Here is a 17,070-nt window from a genome sequence, read left to right on the forward strand (position 1 = left end):
ACAAGTGTGACCAATGGCCTCGGCTCGCTTGACCCGCCATCAAACCGGCATGCATGGTTCCGGATCGAATGCCCGTCTGACCTGACAGGCCGTGCGAGAGGGAACCCCCGCGCTGATGGACAGCACCAGGTCATCGAGAGTCGGCCGAGGGCCAACTCCGGTGAACAGCAGGAGAACGCGTCGTCATCTCGTGTTCACAGTCACCACCGCGCTCGGCCTCGGCCTGCTCGGCGCTCCGGCCGCGCTGGCCGCCACCGCCGTGCCGGGGCCCGCGCCGACGGTCAACGCGGGCGAGCAGTCCGCGCAGACGGGGATAGCCAAGGCGGTCTACGCGGCCAAGGCGAAGGCCAAGGCCACCGGGAAGCCGGTGACGATCGACGAGCTGACCACCGAGTCCACCGAGACCTCGGCCAACCCGGACGGCTCGCTGACCAGCACCAGCCACGCCCAGGCCGTGCGCGCCAAGCGCGGCTCGGGGTGGGCGGACCTGGACGCCACCCTGCACGCGAACGCCGACGGCACCGTCACCCCCGCCGTCACCGGCGCGGGCCTGAGCCTCTCCGGCGGCGGCACCGGCCCGCTGGCCACCGTGACCACCGCCGACGGCAAGAAGCTCTCCGTCGGCGCCCCCTTCGCGCTGCCCAAGCCCACGCTGGACGGTGCGACCGCGACCTATGCCTCGGTGCTGCCGGACGTGGACCTGCGGGTCACCGCGCTGCCGAACGGCGGCTGGCGCGACGTGATCGTGGTCAACACCGCGGCGGCTGCGGCCAACCCCAAGCTGGCCAAGCTGCACTTCCCGATCGAGACCACGGGCCTGGGCGTCGCCACCGACAAGGCGGGCAACGTCACGCTCAAGGACAGCGCCGGCACCGTGCGGATGCACGCGCCGACCGCCTTCCAGTGGGACTCCGCCCTCCCGGCCCCGGCCGCCCCCGGCTACCACCCGCAGGCCAAGCTCCGCTCGGCCTTCGCCGCGCCGAACGCCGTGGACACCCCGCCGGTCGGCAGCTCCACCGCCGCCGAGCCCGGCGACGCCGCCACCGTCGGCACCATGACCACCACGGCCACCGCCACCGGCATGGACCTGACCCCGGACCAGACCAAGCTCGGCAAGGGCACCGGCCCCTGGTACCTGGACCCCACGGTCAGCGTGGACGGCACCACCCAGGTCACCGCCCAGGTCCAGGAGAACCACCCGGACACGGCGAACGTCAACACCCTCTCCAGCCTGGGCATCGGCTACTGCGGGTACTCGGACTGCACCGGCTACGGTCGCTACCGCTCGTACTTCCAGCTCGCGATCCCCTCCGTGCTGACCACCCGGAACTCCTCGCACCCGAACCCGACGGTCTACAACGCCTTCCTGAACGCCAACGTCAACAGCGCGGCCAGCACGGGCACCAACACCCCGATCGGCCTGTACTGGACCGGCCCGATCGGCAGCGGCACCACCTGGAACAACCAGCCCTGCGGCACCGGCAGCACCATGCAGGGCTGCAGCCAGGTCGGCAACACGTACTGGATCACCAACACCGGTGGGATCAGCTACGACGTCTCGGCCCAGATGGCCCAGGCCGTCAACGGCCAGTGGGGCAACTGGACCGTCGCGCTCGAAGCCACCGACGAGTACGAGAAGCTGTACCGCCACCACGTGGACAGCAACCCGAAGATCACCGTCAACTACGACATCGCGCCGACCATCTGGTACCCGCGCACCAGCCCCTCGCCCGGCTTCGCGAGCGACGGCTCGACCAACGACTGCCCCGGCCAGAGCAACCCGGGCTGGCTCGCCAGCAATCAGACGATCAAGATGACCTCGGCCATCTGGTCGCCGATCGGTGCCAACGTGGCGACCTGGTACCACCTCTGGGACACCGACTCCTCCGGCACCTACAACACCAACCCCAACACGGGCTACATCTCCACCTATGGTGACGAGCCCATGCAGGTGGACGCCACCGGCTTCCAGGACGGCCACACCTACCAGTGGGAGTCCCAGGCAGGTGACAGCTGGCTCGCCTCCGCGGTCACCGGCCGCTGCTACTTCCGGGTGGACAAGACCCCGCCGACGGTGAGCGTCAGCTCCACCCAGTTCCCGCCGATCGGCACCCTGGGTGTCACCAGCACCTCGAAGGTCAACGACACCGGCACCTTCACCATCGGCGGCAGCGACCCGGTCCCGGCCGGCGGCAGCGCCTCCGGCCTGGCCTGCTTCCGCTGGAGCGACAACCCCACCCCGGTCACCGGCTGGAAGTGCAACGCCGGTGGCGACGGCGTCCACGGCGCGGTCATCCCGGCGGGCACGCCGTCCTTCACCTACAAGCCGACCCTCTGGGGCACCAACGTCCTGTACGTGCAGAGCCAGGACAACGCAGGCAACTACAGCCAGCCGCTCGCCTACAGCTTCTACGCCCCGTGGAACCCGGCCGTGCAGCCGGTGCCCGGCAACCTCAACGGTGACGGTCGCCCCGACCTGCTCTTCCCGGACAGCTCCGGCAACCTGCGCATGATCACGATCGGCAAGGACCCGGTCAACGCGCAGGCGGCCCCGCTGGGCCTGCTGACCACCGAACCGGGCCCCGCGCTCACCTGGAACGACGTACAGACCACCCACCGCGGCGCGCTGCGCAGCATGGGCGTCGACGACGTGTTCGCCCGCCCCACCAAGACCAGCACGCAGAAGGGGCACCTGTACGTCTACCAGAACAACGGCTCGGGCGTCCTGACCACCCCGACCGCCCCCCTCGACCGGGCCACCACCTGGGCCGACCCGGTGACCGGTGCGCAGATCCCCGCGCCCGCCGACTACTACAAGGCCGACTGGTCGCAGGCGACCCAGCTGCTGGCCTTCGGCGCGATGAGGGCACCGCTCAACAAGGGCAACGAGAGCGACAGCACGGTGACGGACACCTCGCTGCTCACGGTCGAGAACGGCCACCTCTGGCTGCACCGCGCCTACGCCGACAGCAACCTCGACGCGGACGCCGTCGAGGTCTCCAGCCTCGCCGGCTGGGACGGCTACGACCTGGCCGCCCCCGGTTCGGCGAGCGGCTACGCCCAGCCGACCCTCTGGGCCCGCAACCAGAGCACCGGTGCGATCACCAGCTACGCGGTCAAGACCAAGACCGGCAGCGGCCAGACCCCGACCATGCTGGACCTGTCCGGCCTGGCCGACCCGACCAAGGGCACCACGCTCACCGGAGTGGCTCCCGGCAGCACCACCGCCGCGCCGTTCGTCGTGAAGCCCTCGGACTACCCGACGGTCGGCTCCACCGGTGACATCAACGGCGACGGCCTGCCGGACCTGTGGGCGATCAACGCCAACGGTCACCTGGTCTACTGGGCCGGTATCGCGAGCACCACCACCGCCGGCGCCGTGGTCTCCTTCAACTCGACCCCGGTGGACCTGGGTGACCCGCGTGGCGCGGTGGCCCGGATCCCGCTGGCCGCCAACGCCGCCGACTCGGCCGGCAAGTACGCGGGCACCGTCAACGGCAACGTCTCCTTCGCCGCCAACGGCACGGTGGCCGGCGCCACCCCGTCGGTCGCCAACTTCAACGCCGGTGCCGCCACCGGTGGCTGGATCGGCAACAACCTCCAGATCGACACCCGGAAGTCCTTCACGGTCTCGTTCTGGACCCGTCCGGCCGACCTGAGCAACGACGGGGTCGTGCTCGGCCAGGACGGCACCACCACCAGCAACTTCATGATCTGGCCCAGCCACGCGGGCAACGGCGTCAACTGGCGCTTCGCGATGGCCACGGCGGACGGCCCCAACTGGCCGTACGACGCGACCGACAACCGCAACGCCCAGGACCAGGTGGAGGTCAACACCTGGGTCAAGCTGACCGCCAGCTACGACGCCACGAGCGGGCAGATGGCGCTCTTCGTCAACGACGTGCTCGCCGCGACCGGCATGCACAAGACCACTGTCGCCCCCAGCCCGGGCAAGAACCTGGTCGTCGGCCGTTGGCTCAACAACGGCGGGCAGTCGAACTGGTACCACGGCAGCGTAAGCAGCATCGTGGTGAACGACTTCCCGACCAGCCCCTGGCAGGCCGGGGTGACCACCCCGATCGTCTCCGGGGTCAACGGCGCCAAGTGCATCGACGACCAGAGCGGTCTCACCGCCAACGTCAACCCGATCGAGGTCTACGACTGCAACGCCTCCCCGGCGCAGCAGTGGAGCATGGACCCGCGGAACAACTCGCTGCACGTGATGGGCGGCTGCCTGGACGACACCAACGGTGCGACGGCCAGTGGCTCGCTGGTCAACTACTACTCCTGCAACGGCACTCCGGCGCAGCAGTGGCTCCGGCAGGCCGACGGGAGCATCTACCTCCCGTTCGCCGACAAGTGCCTCGACGACCCGAACGCCAATGTCACCAACCTGACCAGGCTGCAGCTCTACACCTGCAACGGCTCTCCGGCGCAGCAGTGGACGGTCACCCCGCGGACCAACTGACCGCGGGGTGACGTGAACAGGCCCGCCCCGCCCGGCATCCAGCCGGGCGGGGCGGGCCTTCTGACGTGCTCTGACCGGGCCACGGTGGGGGTGACCGGGCGGGGTCAGAGGGCCGGCGGGGCCGGCGGTCAGAACCCGGGGTGGTAGGTGTTGGTCGTCCAGAGCACGTCGCCGTTGCCGTAGTCGCGGTAGACGACCAGGTTGCCGTCGGTCTGGACCGCCAGGACGTCACCGGCGTAGTAGCGGTTGCCGTCGACCTGGTTCAGGGCCCAGAGGACCTGGTTCTGGTTGCCGTAGGCCACCAGGTTGCCGTCGGCCTGCATGCAGAACCGGGTGGCCTGGCCCCAGGTGTTGGGGAACTGGTACGCCGGGGAGCCCTGCCACTTGGCCACGATGTTGCCGTCGTTCTGGAAGGCGAGCTGGTTGTACCCGGCCTGCAGGTAGTGGTTGGGGGTCAGGCAGACGCCCGGGTTGAGGAACACGCTGTTCGGCTCCGCCGCGGCGTGCCCCGTCCCGGCCGCTCCCAGTGCGAGGGTCAGGCCGGCCAGGACGCCGAACACGGTCTTCTTGAGCTTGTTCACGGAGTCTCTTCCTTCTGCTGGGCGGGGCGCGACCGGTGTGGTCCGCGCTGACGCCGACACTTCCGGACCACCGTCTACGGGAGATAAATGTCGCGTCACTCCGCGAATCCGGGAATTCCGGGTGGATCGCCGACGATCGGGCGAGAGCTCCGCGCGCCTACGGCGCCGGACGGTGGTCGGTGTGGTAACAAGCCCTGCGCAAGGAATTCCAGGCGGGGGCGCCGCGTGTCCGGGGGGAAGTCGACAGGGTGGATGAGCTGCGTTTCTGTGTGCTGGGGCGGATGCTGGCTTCGCGCGGCGCGGTGCCGCTGTCGCTGGGCAGCCCGCAGCAGCGGGCCATTCTGACGGTGCTGCTGCTGACCCCCGGACACACGGTGGGGACACCGAATCTGATCGATGCTCTGTGGGCCGAGGATCCGCCGAGCAATGCCAGGGCCACCGTGCGCACCTATGTGTGGCGGCTGCGCCGGAGTCTGGCGGGGGCTTCCGCGGAAGCCGGGGCCGGGCCGGTCGGCGGGCCTGGGCGGCTCGACTCGGTGCCGGGGGGCTACCACCTGGCCGTCACGCCCGACAGCGTCGACGCCCTGCGGGCCGAGCGGCTGGTGGCCGACGCGGGCCGGGCCTCGGCGAGTGGCGAGCCGGTACGGGCCCGGCGACTGCTCGGCGAGGCGTTGGCGCTCTGGCAGGGGGAGCCGCTGGTCGGCATCCCGGGGCCGTACGCGGCCCGGCAGCGGAGCCGGCTCGAGGACCTGCGCCTGACGGTGCTCGAGGCCCGGCTGGCGCTCGACATCGAGCTGGGCCGGGCCGGGCTCTGCGTCTCCGAGCTGACCGCGCTGATCCAGGAGCACCCGTTCCGCGAGCGGCTCCACGAGCTGCAGATGCGCGCGCTCTTCCGGGCAGGCCGGCAGAGCGAGGCCCTGGAGGTCTTCCAGGAGGCCAGGCGCCTGCTGGTCGGAGAGCTGGGCGTGGAGCCCGGCCCCGATCTCACCGCTCTGCACGGCCGGATCCTGGAGGGCGACCCGGCGCTCACCGCCGGTGCGACCACTGCCGGGGTAGCCCTCCTCGCGTCCGACCGACCGGAGCGAGCGAGCGGGGGTGCGCCGCCGGGCCCGGACGCCGACCGTGCGCAGGAGTGGCCGACCCCGGCCCTCCGCCCTGCCCAACTCCCGCCGGACGACCAGGACTTCACCGGACGGGAGGAGCCGGTCAGGGTGCTCTGCGCGGCCCTGGTCGGGGAGGTGAGCGGCCGGGACACCATCCGCATCGGTGCGGTGGCCGGCATGGGCGGGGTCGGCAAGACCGCTCTGGCGGTGCACGTCGCCCATCTGGTCAAGGAGGCGTTCCCGGCCGGACAGCTGTACGCGGACCTGCGCGGTGGTGGCGACCGGTCGGAGCCGGAGGCGGTGCTCGGCTCCTTCCTGGCGGCCCTCGGCGTCCCGGCGGCCGACCTGCCTGACGGACTGGCCGCCAAGTCGGCCCTGTTCCGGTCCCGTACGGACGGCCGGCGGCTCCTGGTCGTCCTGGACAACGCCGCGGACATCGCGCAGGTCCGCCCGCTGCTGCCCGGCGCGGCCGGCTGCGCCGTCCTGGTCACCAGCCGGGCCTGGCTGGCCGAGCTGGCCGGCGCCCGCCAGGTGGGGCTGAGCGTGTTCGCTCCCGCGGAGGCGCAGGACCTGCTGGCCCGGATGATCGGCGCCGAGCGAGTGGCCGAGGAGTCCACCGCCCTGGAGCTCGTCAGGGCGTGCGGTTATCTCCCGCTGGCGGTGCGGATCGTCGCGGCCCGCCTGGCGGCCCGGCCCGGCTGGACGCTGCGGGCGATGCTCGACCGCTTGGGCGACGAGCGGCGCCGGATCGACGAGCTGAAGGTGGGGGACCTGGCGGTCCAGGCGACCTTCGAGCTCGGCTACCACCAGCTGACGCCGACTCAGGCGAGGGCGTTCCGATTGGTGGCCTCGGTGGACTGCCCGGATCTGGGCGTCACCGCCGCCGCCGTCCTGTTCGGCACGGACGAACCCCGCGCCGACGAGCTGCTGGAGTCGCTCGCGGACGTGGCGATGCTGGATTCGCCGGTGGCCGGCCGGTACCGGCCCCATGATCTGCTCCGGGCCTTCGCCCGCCGCAAGTCCGAAGCCGGGCACGCTGCGGAGGTGTCCGCCGGACGGGCCCGACTGCTCGACTTCCTGCTGGCCACGGCGTGCGCGGCCTTCGAACGGGCGGTGCCGGGAGATCCGATCCGGGGTTCACTCGACCTCAGGGCCCACGGGCTCTCCTTCCCCGACGCGGAGACCGCGCGAGCCTGGGTGGCGGCGGAGACGGAGACGGTCCTCGGCCTGGTCACGCAGACGGCGGGGGCCGCCACCGCCGCGGCGCGGGCAGCGGGGCAGGCCGACCGCGCGACGGACGGGCGGCACCCGGACGGGCAGCACCCGGACGGGGAGCACCCGGACGTGCGGCACCCGGACGGGGAGCTGCGGACGGCGGTCGACCTGCTGCTCGCCCTGAGTCCGTTCAACCGGGGTGCCTGGCAGGGGCAGTGGTCGGCCGCCGGCGCCCTGCTGCGGGCTGCCGAACAGCAGGCCGATCCGTGGGCCGAGGGGCGTGCCCGCTTCCTTCAGGGCAACGCCGCACTGGCCGCCGCCCGGCTCGACGAGGCCGAACGGCTGGTGCGGCAGGCGGCGGAGGTCTGCCTCCGGACCGGCGACACCGTGATCCTGCGGCAGGCGATGAACGACCTGGGGATGCTGGCGCAGTACCGGGGGCACCACGAGGAGGCGATCCGCTGCTACGAGGAGGCGGTCCGGCTGGCCCGCGCCCTCGGGCACGAGTCGGGCGAGAGCTCGACGGTGCTCAATGCCGCCGTGGCGCGGGTGCGGGCCGGGCAGCCCGCCGAGGCCGTCCGGGCCTGCCTGACGGAGCTGGCGAAGCCTCGCCTGCGGGCGCCGGGTGCGGGGCGGGCGCAGGCGCTCTACGTGCTCGGGTTCAGCCTGCACGCATGCGGGCGCTTTGCGGAGGCGGTCGACCGGCTGGGCGAGGCGCTCCGGCTCTGGACCGAGCTGGACCAGACCGGTTGGGCGGCGGCGACGCGCTACCGGCTGGCGGATTCGCTGCGCGCGCTGGGGCGGGCCGACGAGGCGCTCCCGCTCGCGACCGAGGCCGTCCACGCCTGTCAGGCGGCGGGCAGTGAGCGGGAGTCGGGCCAGGCGCTGATGGTGCTGGCCCGGGTCCGGTGGGCACTCGGCCGCCGTACCGAGGCCCTGGGCTGCCTGGAGCGCGCGCACCAGCTCTTCGCCCGTCTGGGGCTGCCCGAAGCGCGGGCGGTGGCCGCCCAGTTGGCCGCCGGAGCGCCGGACCTCGGAGCCAACTGAGGCCGGCCCGGGGCGCCCCGGGCCGGCCACCCGCCGGTCAGATCCGGCGCTTGTGCTGCGTGGGGTCGGCGGCGGAGCCGGTCGTCGAGCTGTTCCACTCGGTGGAGTGGTCGGGGAAGCCGACGGCCCAGGCCGCGGCCCCCGCGAGCCCGGCTCCGGAGAGCAGGGTGGTGGTCAGGAGCAGCCTGGTGAGCAGCTTCCTGAGGCGTGCGGACCGGTGAGCGGCGGTCGAGGTCATGGGATCTCCCTTTGCTGTGCTCGTACTTGTCGCAGGACCCCGGCGAGCCCCGATCAACGGGTCGGAGCATCGCAGTCGGCCGTAAACGTCCTGTCAACGGAGGGCCGCCTCGCGTTCAGGCCGCGTTCGGGAGCAACTACCGGCAGGCCTTGCCGAGTCGGGCGATGGCCTGGGCGGGGACGGGGCAGTCCACGTTGGCGTAGCCGAGCGCCAGGGCCGGTGGGCGGGTGGGGTCGGCGAAGAGGTGGGGGCGGCCGCCGCGGAGCAGCACGGCGCGGGCCCGGGCGGCCCGGACCAGGGCATCCTCGTCAACGGTGGAGGGGAGTTCGACGTAGGTCTGGAGGCCGACCTCGCCGCCGCCGAGCGGGCGGGGACCGGGCAGATGGCGCGCGGTCTCGCGGCGAACCATGGCGCGGCGGCGGGCGAACTCGGCCCGCAGCCTGCGGTGCACCCGGTGCTGCACACCGTGCTGGCCGTGCCCTTGCTCGGTGTCGCCGCCTTCGCCCTGCTTCACCTCCGGAGCGCCCGCGCGAAATGATGGTTCGTCATTTCCGTTGCAACGAAGGAGAGTCGATGGCCGCCAAGTTCCTGCTGCCCGAGGACCGCATCCCCACCACCTGGTACAACGTGCTCGCCGACCTGCCGAAGCCGCTGGCGCCTATGCTGCACCCCGGCACCCGGGAGCCGATCACCCCGGCCGACCTGGAGCCGCTCTTCCCGGCCGAGTTGATCGCCCAGGAGTTCGCCACCCGGGCCGAGGTGGACATCCCGGGCGCGGTGATCGACGTCTACCGGCAGTGGCGGCCCAGCCCGCTGGTCCGGGCCCGGCGGCTGGAGCGGGCGCTGGACACCCCGGCGCGGATCTACTTCAAGTACGAGGGGGTCAGCCCGTCCGGCAGCCACAAGCCCAACACGGCCATCCCGCAGGCCTATTACAACCAGCAGGCCGGGGTCCGCAAGCTCACCACCGAGACCGGGGCCGGCCAGTGGGGCAGCTCGCTGGCGCTCGCCTGCTCGTACTTCGGGCTGGAGTGCGAGGTCTACATGGTCAAGGTGAGCTACCAGCAGAAGCCCTATCGCCGGGCCCTGATGGAGACCTTCGGCGCCACCGTGCACGCCAGTCCCAGCGAGCTCACCGAATCCGGCCGGGCCGCGCTGGCCGCCGACCCGCTCTCCACCGGCAGCCTCGGCCTGGCCATCTCGGAGGCGGTGGAGGCCGCCGTCCGCAGTGAGGGCGGGGCCAAGTACGCGCTCGGCTCGGTGCTCAACCACGTGCTGATGCACCAGACCGTGATCGGCCAGGAGGCCCTGCTCCAGATGGAGTTGGCCGAGGACTACCCGGACATCCTGATCGGCGCGGCCGGCGGCGGCTCCAACCTGGCCGGCCTGGCCCTGCCCTTCCTGCGCGACCAGCTGCGCGGCGGCCGCTCGGTGCGCACCATCGCCGTCGAGCCCGCCTCCTGCCCCTCGCTCACCGAGGGCCGCTACGAGTACGACTTCGGCGACACGGCGGGCCTGACCCCGCTGGCCAAGATGCACACCCTCGGCCACGACTTCGTGCCGCCGAGCATCCACGCGGGCGGCCTGCGCTACCACGGCATGGCGCCGGTCATCAGCGAGCTCAAGGACCTCGACCTGCTGGAGGCCCGGGCCGTGCCGCAGACCGCCTGCTTCGAGGCGGGCGTCACCTTCGCCCGCAACGAGGGCATCGTGCCCGCCCCCGAGTCCACCCACGCCGTCCGGGTGGCCATCGACGAGGCGCTGGCCTGCAAGGAGAGCGGCGAGTCCAGGAGCATCCTGTTCTCCCTCTCCGGCCACGGGCACTTCGACATGCAGGCCTACCTCGACCACTTCGCTGGCAAGCTCCAGGACTGACCGGCCGGCGGGAGGCACCAGGGGAGTCATCACGTGCACCACGTGTAAGAGCACCACCGATCGCCGACGGCGAGCCGACCGTGGTCTACCTGGTCGACAAGGTGGTGCCGACCGCATGAGCACGGACTCCGTCCTCGCCCCCGATCCCGTCCTCGACCGCGCGGGCCTGCCGCACCAGGGCGGAGATCCGGGCCTGCGGCGCGGGCGAGCCCTCGGCCGGGCCGTAGCCGAGTGAGGTGGCGTCCGCCTCGGGCGCCCACGCACCACCCGAGCACCCCGCTGGACTTCCGGCACGGCACCCCGGCCTTGGCCGATGGCTCCCAGTGCTGTCAGAGTGCGTCCCCGCCGTCGGTGGCCCGAGGCGGCCGGGGCGCCGAGCGGTGCCCGGGCTCGCGGGGGGAGTCCGGCGAGCGCTTCGCCGGCGCGCTCGGCCACTCGGGTGCCGGAGCCGTGCCGGGCCGTCGACACCCCGTTGGCGCGGAGCAGTTCATACGCCCGCAGCACCACCGTCCGGGACACCCCCAGCTGCCGGGCCGGCTGCCGCGAGGCCGGCACCGCCTCGCCGGGCCGCAGCCGCCCGGACCGCACCAGTGCGCCGATCCCGTCGCTGACCTGCCGCTGCGGCGGCACCGCACCCTGCCGGTCCAGCATGATCAACAGCTCCGGCGATCCCATGGCGCTCCCTCCAGCACTCGCTCCGGCGCCGCCGGCGGACGCGGGCGGGGCACCCTTGTGCCGCTCAGCCGGCCTGCCCCTAAGTCGAGTTGGGGGGGGTGCGGGTCCGAGGCCCCTGTGATCCGCTGGCGGAAGGCCGTCCGCCCTCGAAGAGTTCACCCCTGCCCTGCTGGGCCCGCCACCCCCCCGGACTCGGCAGCGGAGTGAGGCCCGGCCGGGCTGCGGGATTCGTCAGCCCAGACTGATCAGTTGTGGCTGACGGTGCTGTGGTAGACCTGGCGCATGAGCGATTCGATGAGGACGAGCACCGTCAGGCTGGCCGGGTACGCGGGGGACGAGGTGGAGGCGTATCTGGCGCGGCCGGAGGGTGGCGGGGGGAGCCGGGGCGGGGTGGTGGTGATCCATCACATGCCCGGGTACGACCGGGCGACCAAGGAGATGGTGCGGCGGTTCGCGGAGCTGGGGTACGACGCGATCTGTCCGAATCTGCACTTCCGGGAGGCACCCGGGGCTGCGCCGGACGATGCGGCGGCGGTGGCCCGGGCGAATGGGGGGACGCCGGACGAGCAGCTGGTGGGGGACGTGGCCGGGGCGGCGGCGTACCTGCGGGGGCTCGGCGGGTCGAACGGCCGGGTCGGGGTGATCGGGCACTGTTCGGGCGGGCGGCAGGCGGTGCTGGTGGGGTGCCGGCTGGAGGTGGAGGCGGTGGTGGACTGCTACGGGGCGTTCGTGACCGGGACGCCGCCGGAGGGGTTCCCGTTGAAGGTGACCAACCTGGTGGCGGAGCTGCCCGAGTTGGGGGCGCCGCTGCTGGGGCTGTTCGGGGCGGAGGACAGCTTCCCCACGCCCGGGCAGGTCGAGGAGCTGGCCGGGATCCTGACCGAGCACGGCAAGGCGCACGAGTTCCACAGCTACCCGGGCGCGGGCCACGCGTTCTTCGCGGTGGACCGACCCTCGTACCAGGTGGCGGCCGCGAACGACGGGTGGGAGCGCATCGCCGCGTTCTTCGGCACCCACCTGGCGGGCTGAGCCGTGTGCACCTACCTGACGGTCAAGGACCGGATCGACGGCAGCGCGAAGGGCCCCGGCGGGGCCTGGTTCCACGTGAGCGACGTGACGGTGTACTTCGACCACCCCGTGCACGCGATGGCCGAGCACACGCTCAACATCGACCTCACCGACCCCTCGAAGGGCCCGGGCGCCCGGGTGGCGCTGGAGCTGACGGCGGAGTCGGCCCGGGCGCTGGTGGCGGCGATCCAGGAGGCGCTGGCCGCCGTGCCGCCGGAGCTGGCCGGCTGAGCCGGCCCTGCGGGGTGCCGGAGGAATGTGCCGGGTGAATGTGCGGCCGGGAGCGGGCGCCCTCCGCGCGCTCCCGCACGCCGCTTACCGGCCGGGGTGAGCTGCCCCGATCCTTGGCTGCGGGCCGGGCCCGGTCGTCCACGTACCGTCGTGGACGGCCGGCCCGGCACGCACCAACGAGAGGACAGCACCCCCTTGGACATCGGAACCCGGCTGCCGCGCGGCCTCGCCGCGCTGAGCGCCACCCTCCTCGCCGTCGCCCTCATCCCGCTGACGGCTCCGCAGGCCGCCGCGGCCTCGCCGATCTGCCTGAGCGGCAACCTCCAGTTCGACTACCAGTCGGCCGAGGACGGCACCGCCAAGCCGACGAAGACCAAGCCGGTCCGCAACGCGAACATCGCGCTGTGGGGCGCCGAGAAGTCCACCGACACCGTGCACCAGCTCACCGCCGACTACCAGTACACGGCGGTGGCCGACGGCGGGTTCAACCTCTGCTACACCCCGACCACCACCACCTCCATGAGCAGCCTCAAGGTGCGCTTCACGGCCGAGAGCACCAAGCTCTGGCGGGTCAGCGACGCCGGCGGCACCACGTACACGCTGGACTCGCCGACCCAGAGCAACGTCTCGTCCAGCCTCGCGCTCGGGGTGATCAAGCCCCCGGCGGCCACCGCCCGGGCCTGGCACGCCTTCGACACCGTCAACCTGCTCTGGTGGGCCCGGAACAACGCGGCCAGCATCTGCTGGTCCTCGCACGAGACGAACGGCAACGCCTGCACCGAGCTGACCGTCCGCTGGACCAACACCTCCACCGACGGGCCGTCCTACGACCTGGCCAACACGGTGCACCTGTCGGCCGCCGACCCGGACTCCGAGCACACCGTGCTGCACGAATCCGGCCACTTCTTCATGCACCGGCTCTACAACGGCTGGTGGCCCACGGTCACCAACTGCAGCCCGCACTACGTGAACCAGGTCAGCTCGGCGAGCTGCGCCTGGACGGAGGGCTTCGCCGACTCCACCGCCGCGTACCTGCTGGGCGACTACCGCTACGTCTGGTCGGACGGCAGCAGCTACCCGTTCACCTACACCACCGGCTGGCAGACCGGCGACCAGACCCAGGGCAACGTGGACGGCTCGCTGCTCGACCTGTGGGCGCACGTGGACGGCAACTGGAACGGCACCGTCAGCGCGATGACCTCGCACACCGAATCCGGCTTCGCGGGGTACTTCAGGACCGACCGGCCGGCCGCCGGCCTGTCCACCACCGGGTCGGCGCTGAGCTACCTGGCGGCGCACACCATCAACTACGGGCCCACGGTGGTCGGTGACAACCAGTACCACGCGCTGACCGACGGCGGCGGGCTCGCGCTGGAGCACGCCGGCCAGTGCGCGGCCACCGCCAACGTGCTCGCGGACCTGGGCGCCTTCGACGCCACCCACGCCTCGGAGAAGTGGAAGTTCGACGCCAACGCCGACGGCACCGTGCGGATCTACGACAGCTGTCCGACCCCGCTGACCCTGACCGCGCCGGCCGCCGCCGGGGCCCAGGTCTCGCTCAAGCCCTTCGACTCCACCAGTGCCGCCCAGAAGTGGCAGGTGACCCAGAACGGCAGCGGCACCCTGACCGTCACCAACCCGGCCACCGGCTACGTGCTGGACGCGGCCTCGATCAGCGCGGGGGCCGCCGTGACGGTCAACGCCTCCGGCGCGGCCAACAGCCAGAGTTGGGCCGCCTTCGCCTGATCCTGCTGATGGAGCAGGGGGAGCCGGGACCGAAGCGGTCCCGGCTCCTTCGCGCTCGAGGTCAGCGGGCGGCGGTCTCCGCGAGGGCGGGGATCTCGGCGGCGCTGGCCAGGATGTAGGTGTGCGGGTGGGTGGCGAGGTAGGACTCGTCCACCTTGCCGGTGAGCACGCCGACCACCACGCCGGCGCCCGCGTTGGTGCCCGCCTGGAGGTCCACGGCGGTGTCGCCGGCCGCCAGCACGGAGCGCACGTCGAGCACGCCGGTCTTCTCCATCGCGCGGTGGATCAGGTACGGGGCCGGGCGGCCGCGGCCCACCTCGTCGGAGGTGACCACGGCGTCCAGGTTGCCGCCCTCGCCGGTGGACCAGCCGATCGCGGCGAGCAGCGGCCCGGCCACGTCCTCGCTGAAGCCGGTGGTCAGCGCGACCTTGATGCCCCGGGCGCGCAGCTCGGCCAGCGCCTGCTCCACGCCGGGCAGCGGCTGCGGCGGGGTGGCCGCGTAGGCCTCGCGCAGGTACGCGGCGAAGGCGGCGTAGCTCTCCTCGACCAGCTCCGGGGTGGGGGTGCCGCCGCCGAGGCGGACCAAGGCGTCGATGGCCTCGCGCTTGTCGGTGCCCATCCAGGTCTGGAGGTCCTCGTCGGCCACAGCCAGGCCGGTGCGCTCCACGGCGGCGCGCAGCGCCCGGTAGACCGCGCCGGCCTCGTCGATGGTGGTGCCGGCCATGTCCAGTACGGCGAGCTCGATCATGCGTCAGTCCTCTTCGGTGCGGTAGCGGCCGACGACGGTGCGGCCTTCGATGGTGTTCTCGATCGTGAAGGTGGCCATGGCCGGGAGGTAGCGGTCGTCGCCGTACTCCAGCGGCTCGCCTTGCTGGGAGGAGGTGAGCCGGCGGACCCGGAGCAGCGGCTCGCCCGGGGCGATGCCCAGCAGCCGGGCGTCGGCCGGGTCGGCGGCGATGGCGTCGATGGTGTGGCGGGCGTGGTGCAGGCCCACGCCCCGGCGGAGCAGCTCGGCGTAGACCGAGCCGGCGTCCGGGTCGAAGTCGAACAGGTACGCCCCGACCCCGGCCAGGAAGCTGGACCGCTCGACCATCGCGGGCACCCCGTCGAGCAGCCGCAGCCGGACCAGCTCGACCACGAACTCGCCCTCGGTCAGGCCGAGTCGGGCGGCCGACTCGGGCGAGGCGCGGCGGCGGGCCACCTCGAGGGTGCGCTGCCCGGGCACCCGGCCGATGCTCTCGGCCCACTGGGTGAAGGAGAGGAAGGTGGCGAAGGGCTGGGAGGGCGCGGTGCGCCGCGCCACCGGCGGCTTGCCCTGGCCGCCGACCAGGCTGCCCTCGCGGCGCAGCGTGGCCAGTGCCTGGCGGACCGGGCCCCGGGAGACGCCGAACTCGGCGCAGAGCTGGGACTCGCTGGGCACCGGCTGCCCCTCCGGCCACTCCCCGGCGTTGATCCGGCGGAGGAACTCGGCGCTGAGCCGCTGGTGCAGCGGACCGTCCGTACTTGTCTTCACAGGTCGACTATGACACCACGGCGGCGGAATACTCAAGGCGCGCCGGAGCAGTCGATCAGCAGGTGAAGCGGGAGCGAACAGTCGGAGGCTTGTCCATACAAGTATTGACAGTGAGTGCGCTGCGCCGCGAGTCTGATCCCATGAGCACCGGATCTTCTGACCTGATCATCGTGGGGGCCGGCATTGTCGGTCTCGCCCATGCGTTCGAGGCGCTGGCCAACGGCCTGTCCGTCACCGTCGTCGAGCGCGACCGGCGGCCGGTGGGCGCCTCCGTCCGCAACTTCGGCCACTGCTGCATCGGTGCCCAGCAGGGCGAACTGCTCGACATCGCCCAGCTCTCCCGGGCCGGCTGGCTGCGGGCCGGTGCCGCCGCCGGGATCTGGGCGAAGGAGGCCGGCGCGCTGGTGGTGGCCCGGTCCGAGACCGAGGCCGCCGTGCTGGAGGAGCTGCGCGCCGAGCGCGGCGCGGACGTGGTGCAGCTGCGCAACGCCGCCGAGACCGCCGAGGCACTCGGCCGCACCGAGCCCGGTGACCTGGTCGGTGGTGCCTTCCTCCCGGCCGACCTGCGGGTGAATCCGCGTGAGGCCGCCCCGGCGCTGGCCCGCTGGATCGCCGAGCAGCCCGGCGCCCGCATCCTCTGGGGCACCGCCGTCACCGGTGTGGAGCCCGGCACCGTGCACACCACCCGCGGCCCGGTGCACGGCGACCAGGTGCTGGTCTGCGTCGGCCACGACCTCGACTACCTCTTCCCCGAGGCCGCCGAGGAGCACGGCATCCAGCGTTGCCGCCTCAACATGGCCCGGGTCGAGGCCCCGGCCGCCTTCCGCACCGACTCCGCCGTGCTCACGGCCACCTCGATGCTGCGCTACGACGCCTTCACCGCCCAGCCCTCGGCAGCCCGGCTGCGCGCGGAAGTGAGCGCTCACAGCCCCGAGCTGCTGGAGATCGGCGCCAACGTGATGTTCACCGGCCTCCCGGACGGCACCCTGCTGGTCGGCGACTCGCACCACTACGAGGACACCACCCCGCCGTTCCTCGACGAGCGGGTCTCCGAGCTGCTGCTCGACGCGGTGGCCGGTGTGCTCGGCGTCGAGCGCCTCCGGGTGCTGGAGCGCTGGCAGGGCGTCTACGCCAACAGCAGCCGCGGCCCGCTCCTGGTCCGCGACCTCGCCCCGGGCGTCCGCGCCCTCTCGGTCACCTCGGGCGTCGGCATGACCCTCTCCTTCGGCCTGGCCGCCCGCACCTTCGCCGGCACCCTGAAGGCCACCGCCTGACCGGTGCGGTCCGGCTGGTCCGGGCCGGGCCGGCGG

Annotated in this window: 12 protein-coding genes and 1 pseudogene; 7 read left to right on the top strand and 6 right to left on the bottom strand. The window is 72.7% G+C overall.

Features of this window, described 5'->3' with window-relative positions:
• The first annotated feature begins 190 nt into the window (after positions 1 to 190).
• The gene (locus CFP65_RS29130; protein ID WP_104818977.1) at positions 191 to 4,468 is read left to right on the top strand and encodes a ricin-type beta-trefoil lectin domain protein; all 4,278 of its coding nucleotides are present in this window, start codon (positions 191 to 193) and stop codon (positions 4,466 to 4,468) included.
• Positions 4,469 to 4,596: 128 nt separating this feature from the next.
• Here CFP65_RS29130 and CFP65_RS29135 read toward each other — a convergent pair whose 3' ends face one another.
• Entirely contained in the window at positions 4,597 to 5,049 is a 453-nt protein-coding gene (locus tag CFP65_RS29135; protein ID WP_104818978.1) for a hypothetical protein, read from the bottom strand.
• A gap of 248 nt (positions 5,050 to 5,297) precedes the next feature.
• On the opposite strand from CFP65_RS29135, the gene CFP65_RS29140 reads away from it, so the two are divergent.
• Complete coding sequence (locus CFP65_RS29140; RefSeq protein ID WP_254552627.1) at positions 5,298 to 8,414, top strand: BTAD domain-containing putative transcriptional regulator; 3,117 nt, start codon at positions 5,298 to 5,300, stop codon at positions 8,412 to 8,414.
• A 37-nt stretch (positions 8,415 to 8,451) separates the two neighbouring features.
• On the opposite strand, the gene CFP65_RS29145 is transcribed toward CFP65_RS29140, so the two are convergent.
• Entirely contained in the window at positions 8,452 to 8,652 is a 201-nt protein-coding gene (locus CFP65_RS29145) for a hypothetical protein (protein WP_104818980.1), read from the bottom strand.
• A gap of 136 nt (positions 8,653 to 8,788) precedes the next feature.
• Complete coding sequence (locus CFP65_RS29150) at positions 8,789 to 9,166, bottom strand: hypothetical protein (protein WP_104818981.1); 378 nt, start codon at positions 9,164 to 9,166, stop codon at positions 8,789 to 8,791.
• Positions 9,167 to 9,225: 59 nt separating this feature from the next.
• Between CFP65_RS29150 and CFP65_RS29155 the strand changes: the two genes are divergently transcribed.
• Positions 9,226 to 10,527 (top strand): TrpB-like pyridoxal phosphate-dependent enzyme, encoded by a 1,302-nt coding sequence (locus CFP65_RS29155; protein WP_104818982.1) that lies wholly within the window; start codon positions 9,226 to 9,228, stop codon positions 10,525 to 10,527.
• 444 nt (positions 10,528 to 10,971) lie between these two features.
• Here CFP65_RS29155 and CFP65_RS29160 read toward each other — a convergent pair.
• Positions 10,972 to 11,202 (bottom strand): annotated as a pseudogene (locus CFP65_RS29160) (GntR family transcriptional regulator); the annotation flags it as partial.
• A gap of 282 nt (positions 11,203 to 11,484) precedes the next feature.
• Here CFP65_RS29160 and CFP65_RS29165 point away from each other — a divergent pair.
• The 3 genes from CFP65_RS29165 (at position 11,485) to CFP65_RS39280 (ending at position 14,247) form a co-directional block, all read left to right on the top strand.
• Positions 11,485 to 12,231 (top strand): dienelactone hydrolase family protein, encoded by a 747-nt coding sequence (locus CFP65_RS29165; protein WP_104818983.1) that lies wholly within the window; start codon positions 11,485 to 11,487, stop codon positions 12,229 to 12,231.
• Positions 12,232 to 12,234: 3 nt separating this feature from the next.
• Entirely contained in the window at positions 12,235 to 12,501 is a 267-nt protein-coding gene (locus CFP65_RS29170) for a DUF6295 family protein (protein WP_104818984.1), read from the top strand.
• 195 nt (positions 12,502 to 12,696) lie between these two features.
• Complete coding sequence (locus tag CFP65_RS39280; protein WP_158702410.1) at positions 12,697 to 14,247, top strand: RICIN domain-containing protein; 1,551 nt, start codon at positions 12,697 to 12,699, stop codon at positions 14,245 to 14,247.
• Positions 14,248 to 14,308: 61 nt separating this feature from the next.
• On the opposite strand, the gene CFP65_RS29180 is transcribed toward CFP65_RS39280, so the two are convergent.
• Both CFP65_RS29180 and CFP65_RS29185 read right to left on the bottom strand, forming a co-directional pair.
• Positions 14,309 to 14,995 (bottom strand): phosphonatase-like hydrolase, encoded by a 687-nt coding sequence (locus tag CFP65_RS29180; RefSeq protein WP_104818985.1) that lies wholly within the window; start codon positions 14,993 to 14,995, stop codon positions 14,309 to 14,311.
• A 3-nt stretch (positions 14,996 to 14,998) separates the two neighbouring features.
• Positions 14,999 to 15,760, bottom strand: coding sequence for a GntR family transcriptional regulator (locus CFP65_RS29185; protein WP_104818986.1), 762 nt, complete (start codon positions 15,758 to 15,760; stop codon positions 14,999 to 15,001).
• A 140-nt stretch (positions 15,761 to 15,900) separates the two neighbouring features.
• Between CFP65_RS29185 and CFP65_RS29190 the strand changes: the two genes are divergently transcribed.
• Positions 15,901 to 17,034: a TIGR03364 family FAD-dependent oxidoreductase gene (locus CFP65_RS29190; protein WP_104818987.1), complete on the top strand. Its 1,134-nt coding sequence runs from the start codon at positions 15,901 to 15,903 to the stop codon at positions 17,032 to 17,034.
• Positions 17,035 to 17,070 lie beyond the last annotated feature (36 nt).

The organism is Kitasatospora sp. MMS16-BH015, from assembly GCF_002943525.1.
GTDB lineage: Bacteria > Actinomycetota > Actinomycetes > Streptomycetales > Streptomycetaceae > Kitasatospora.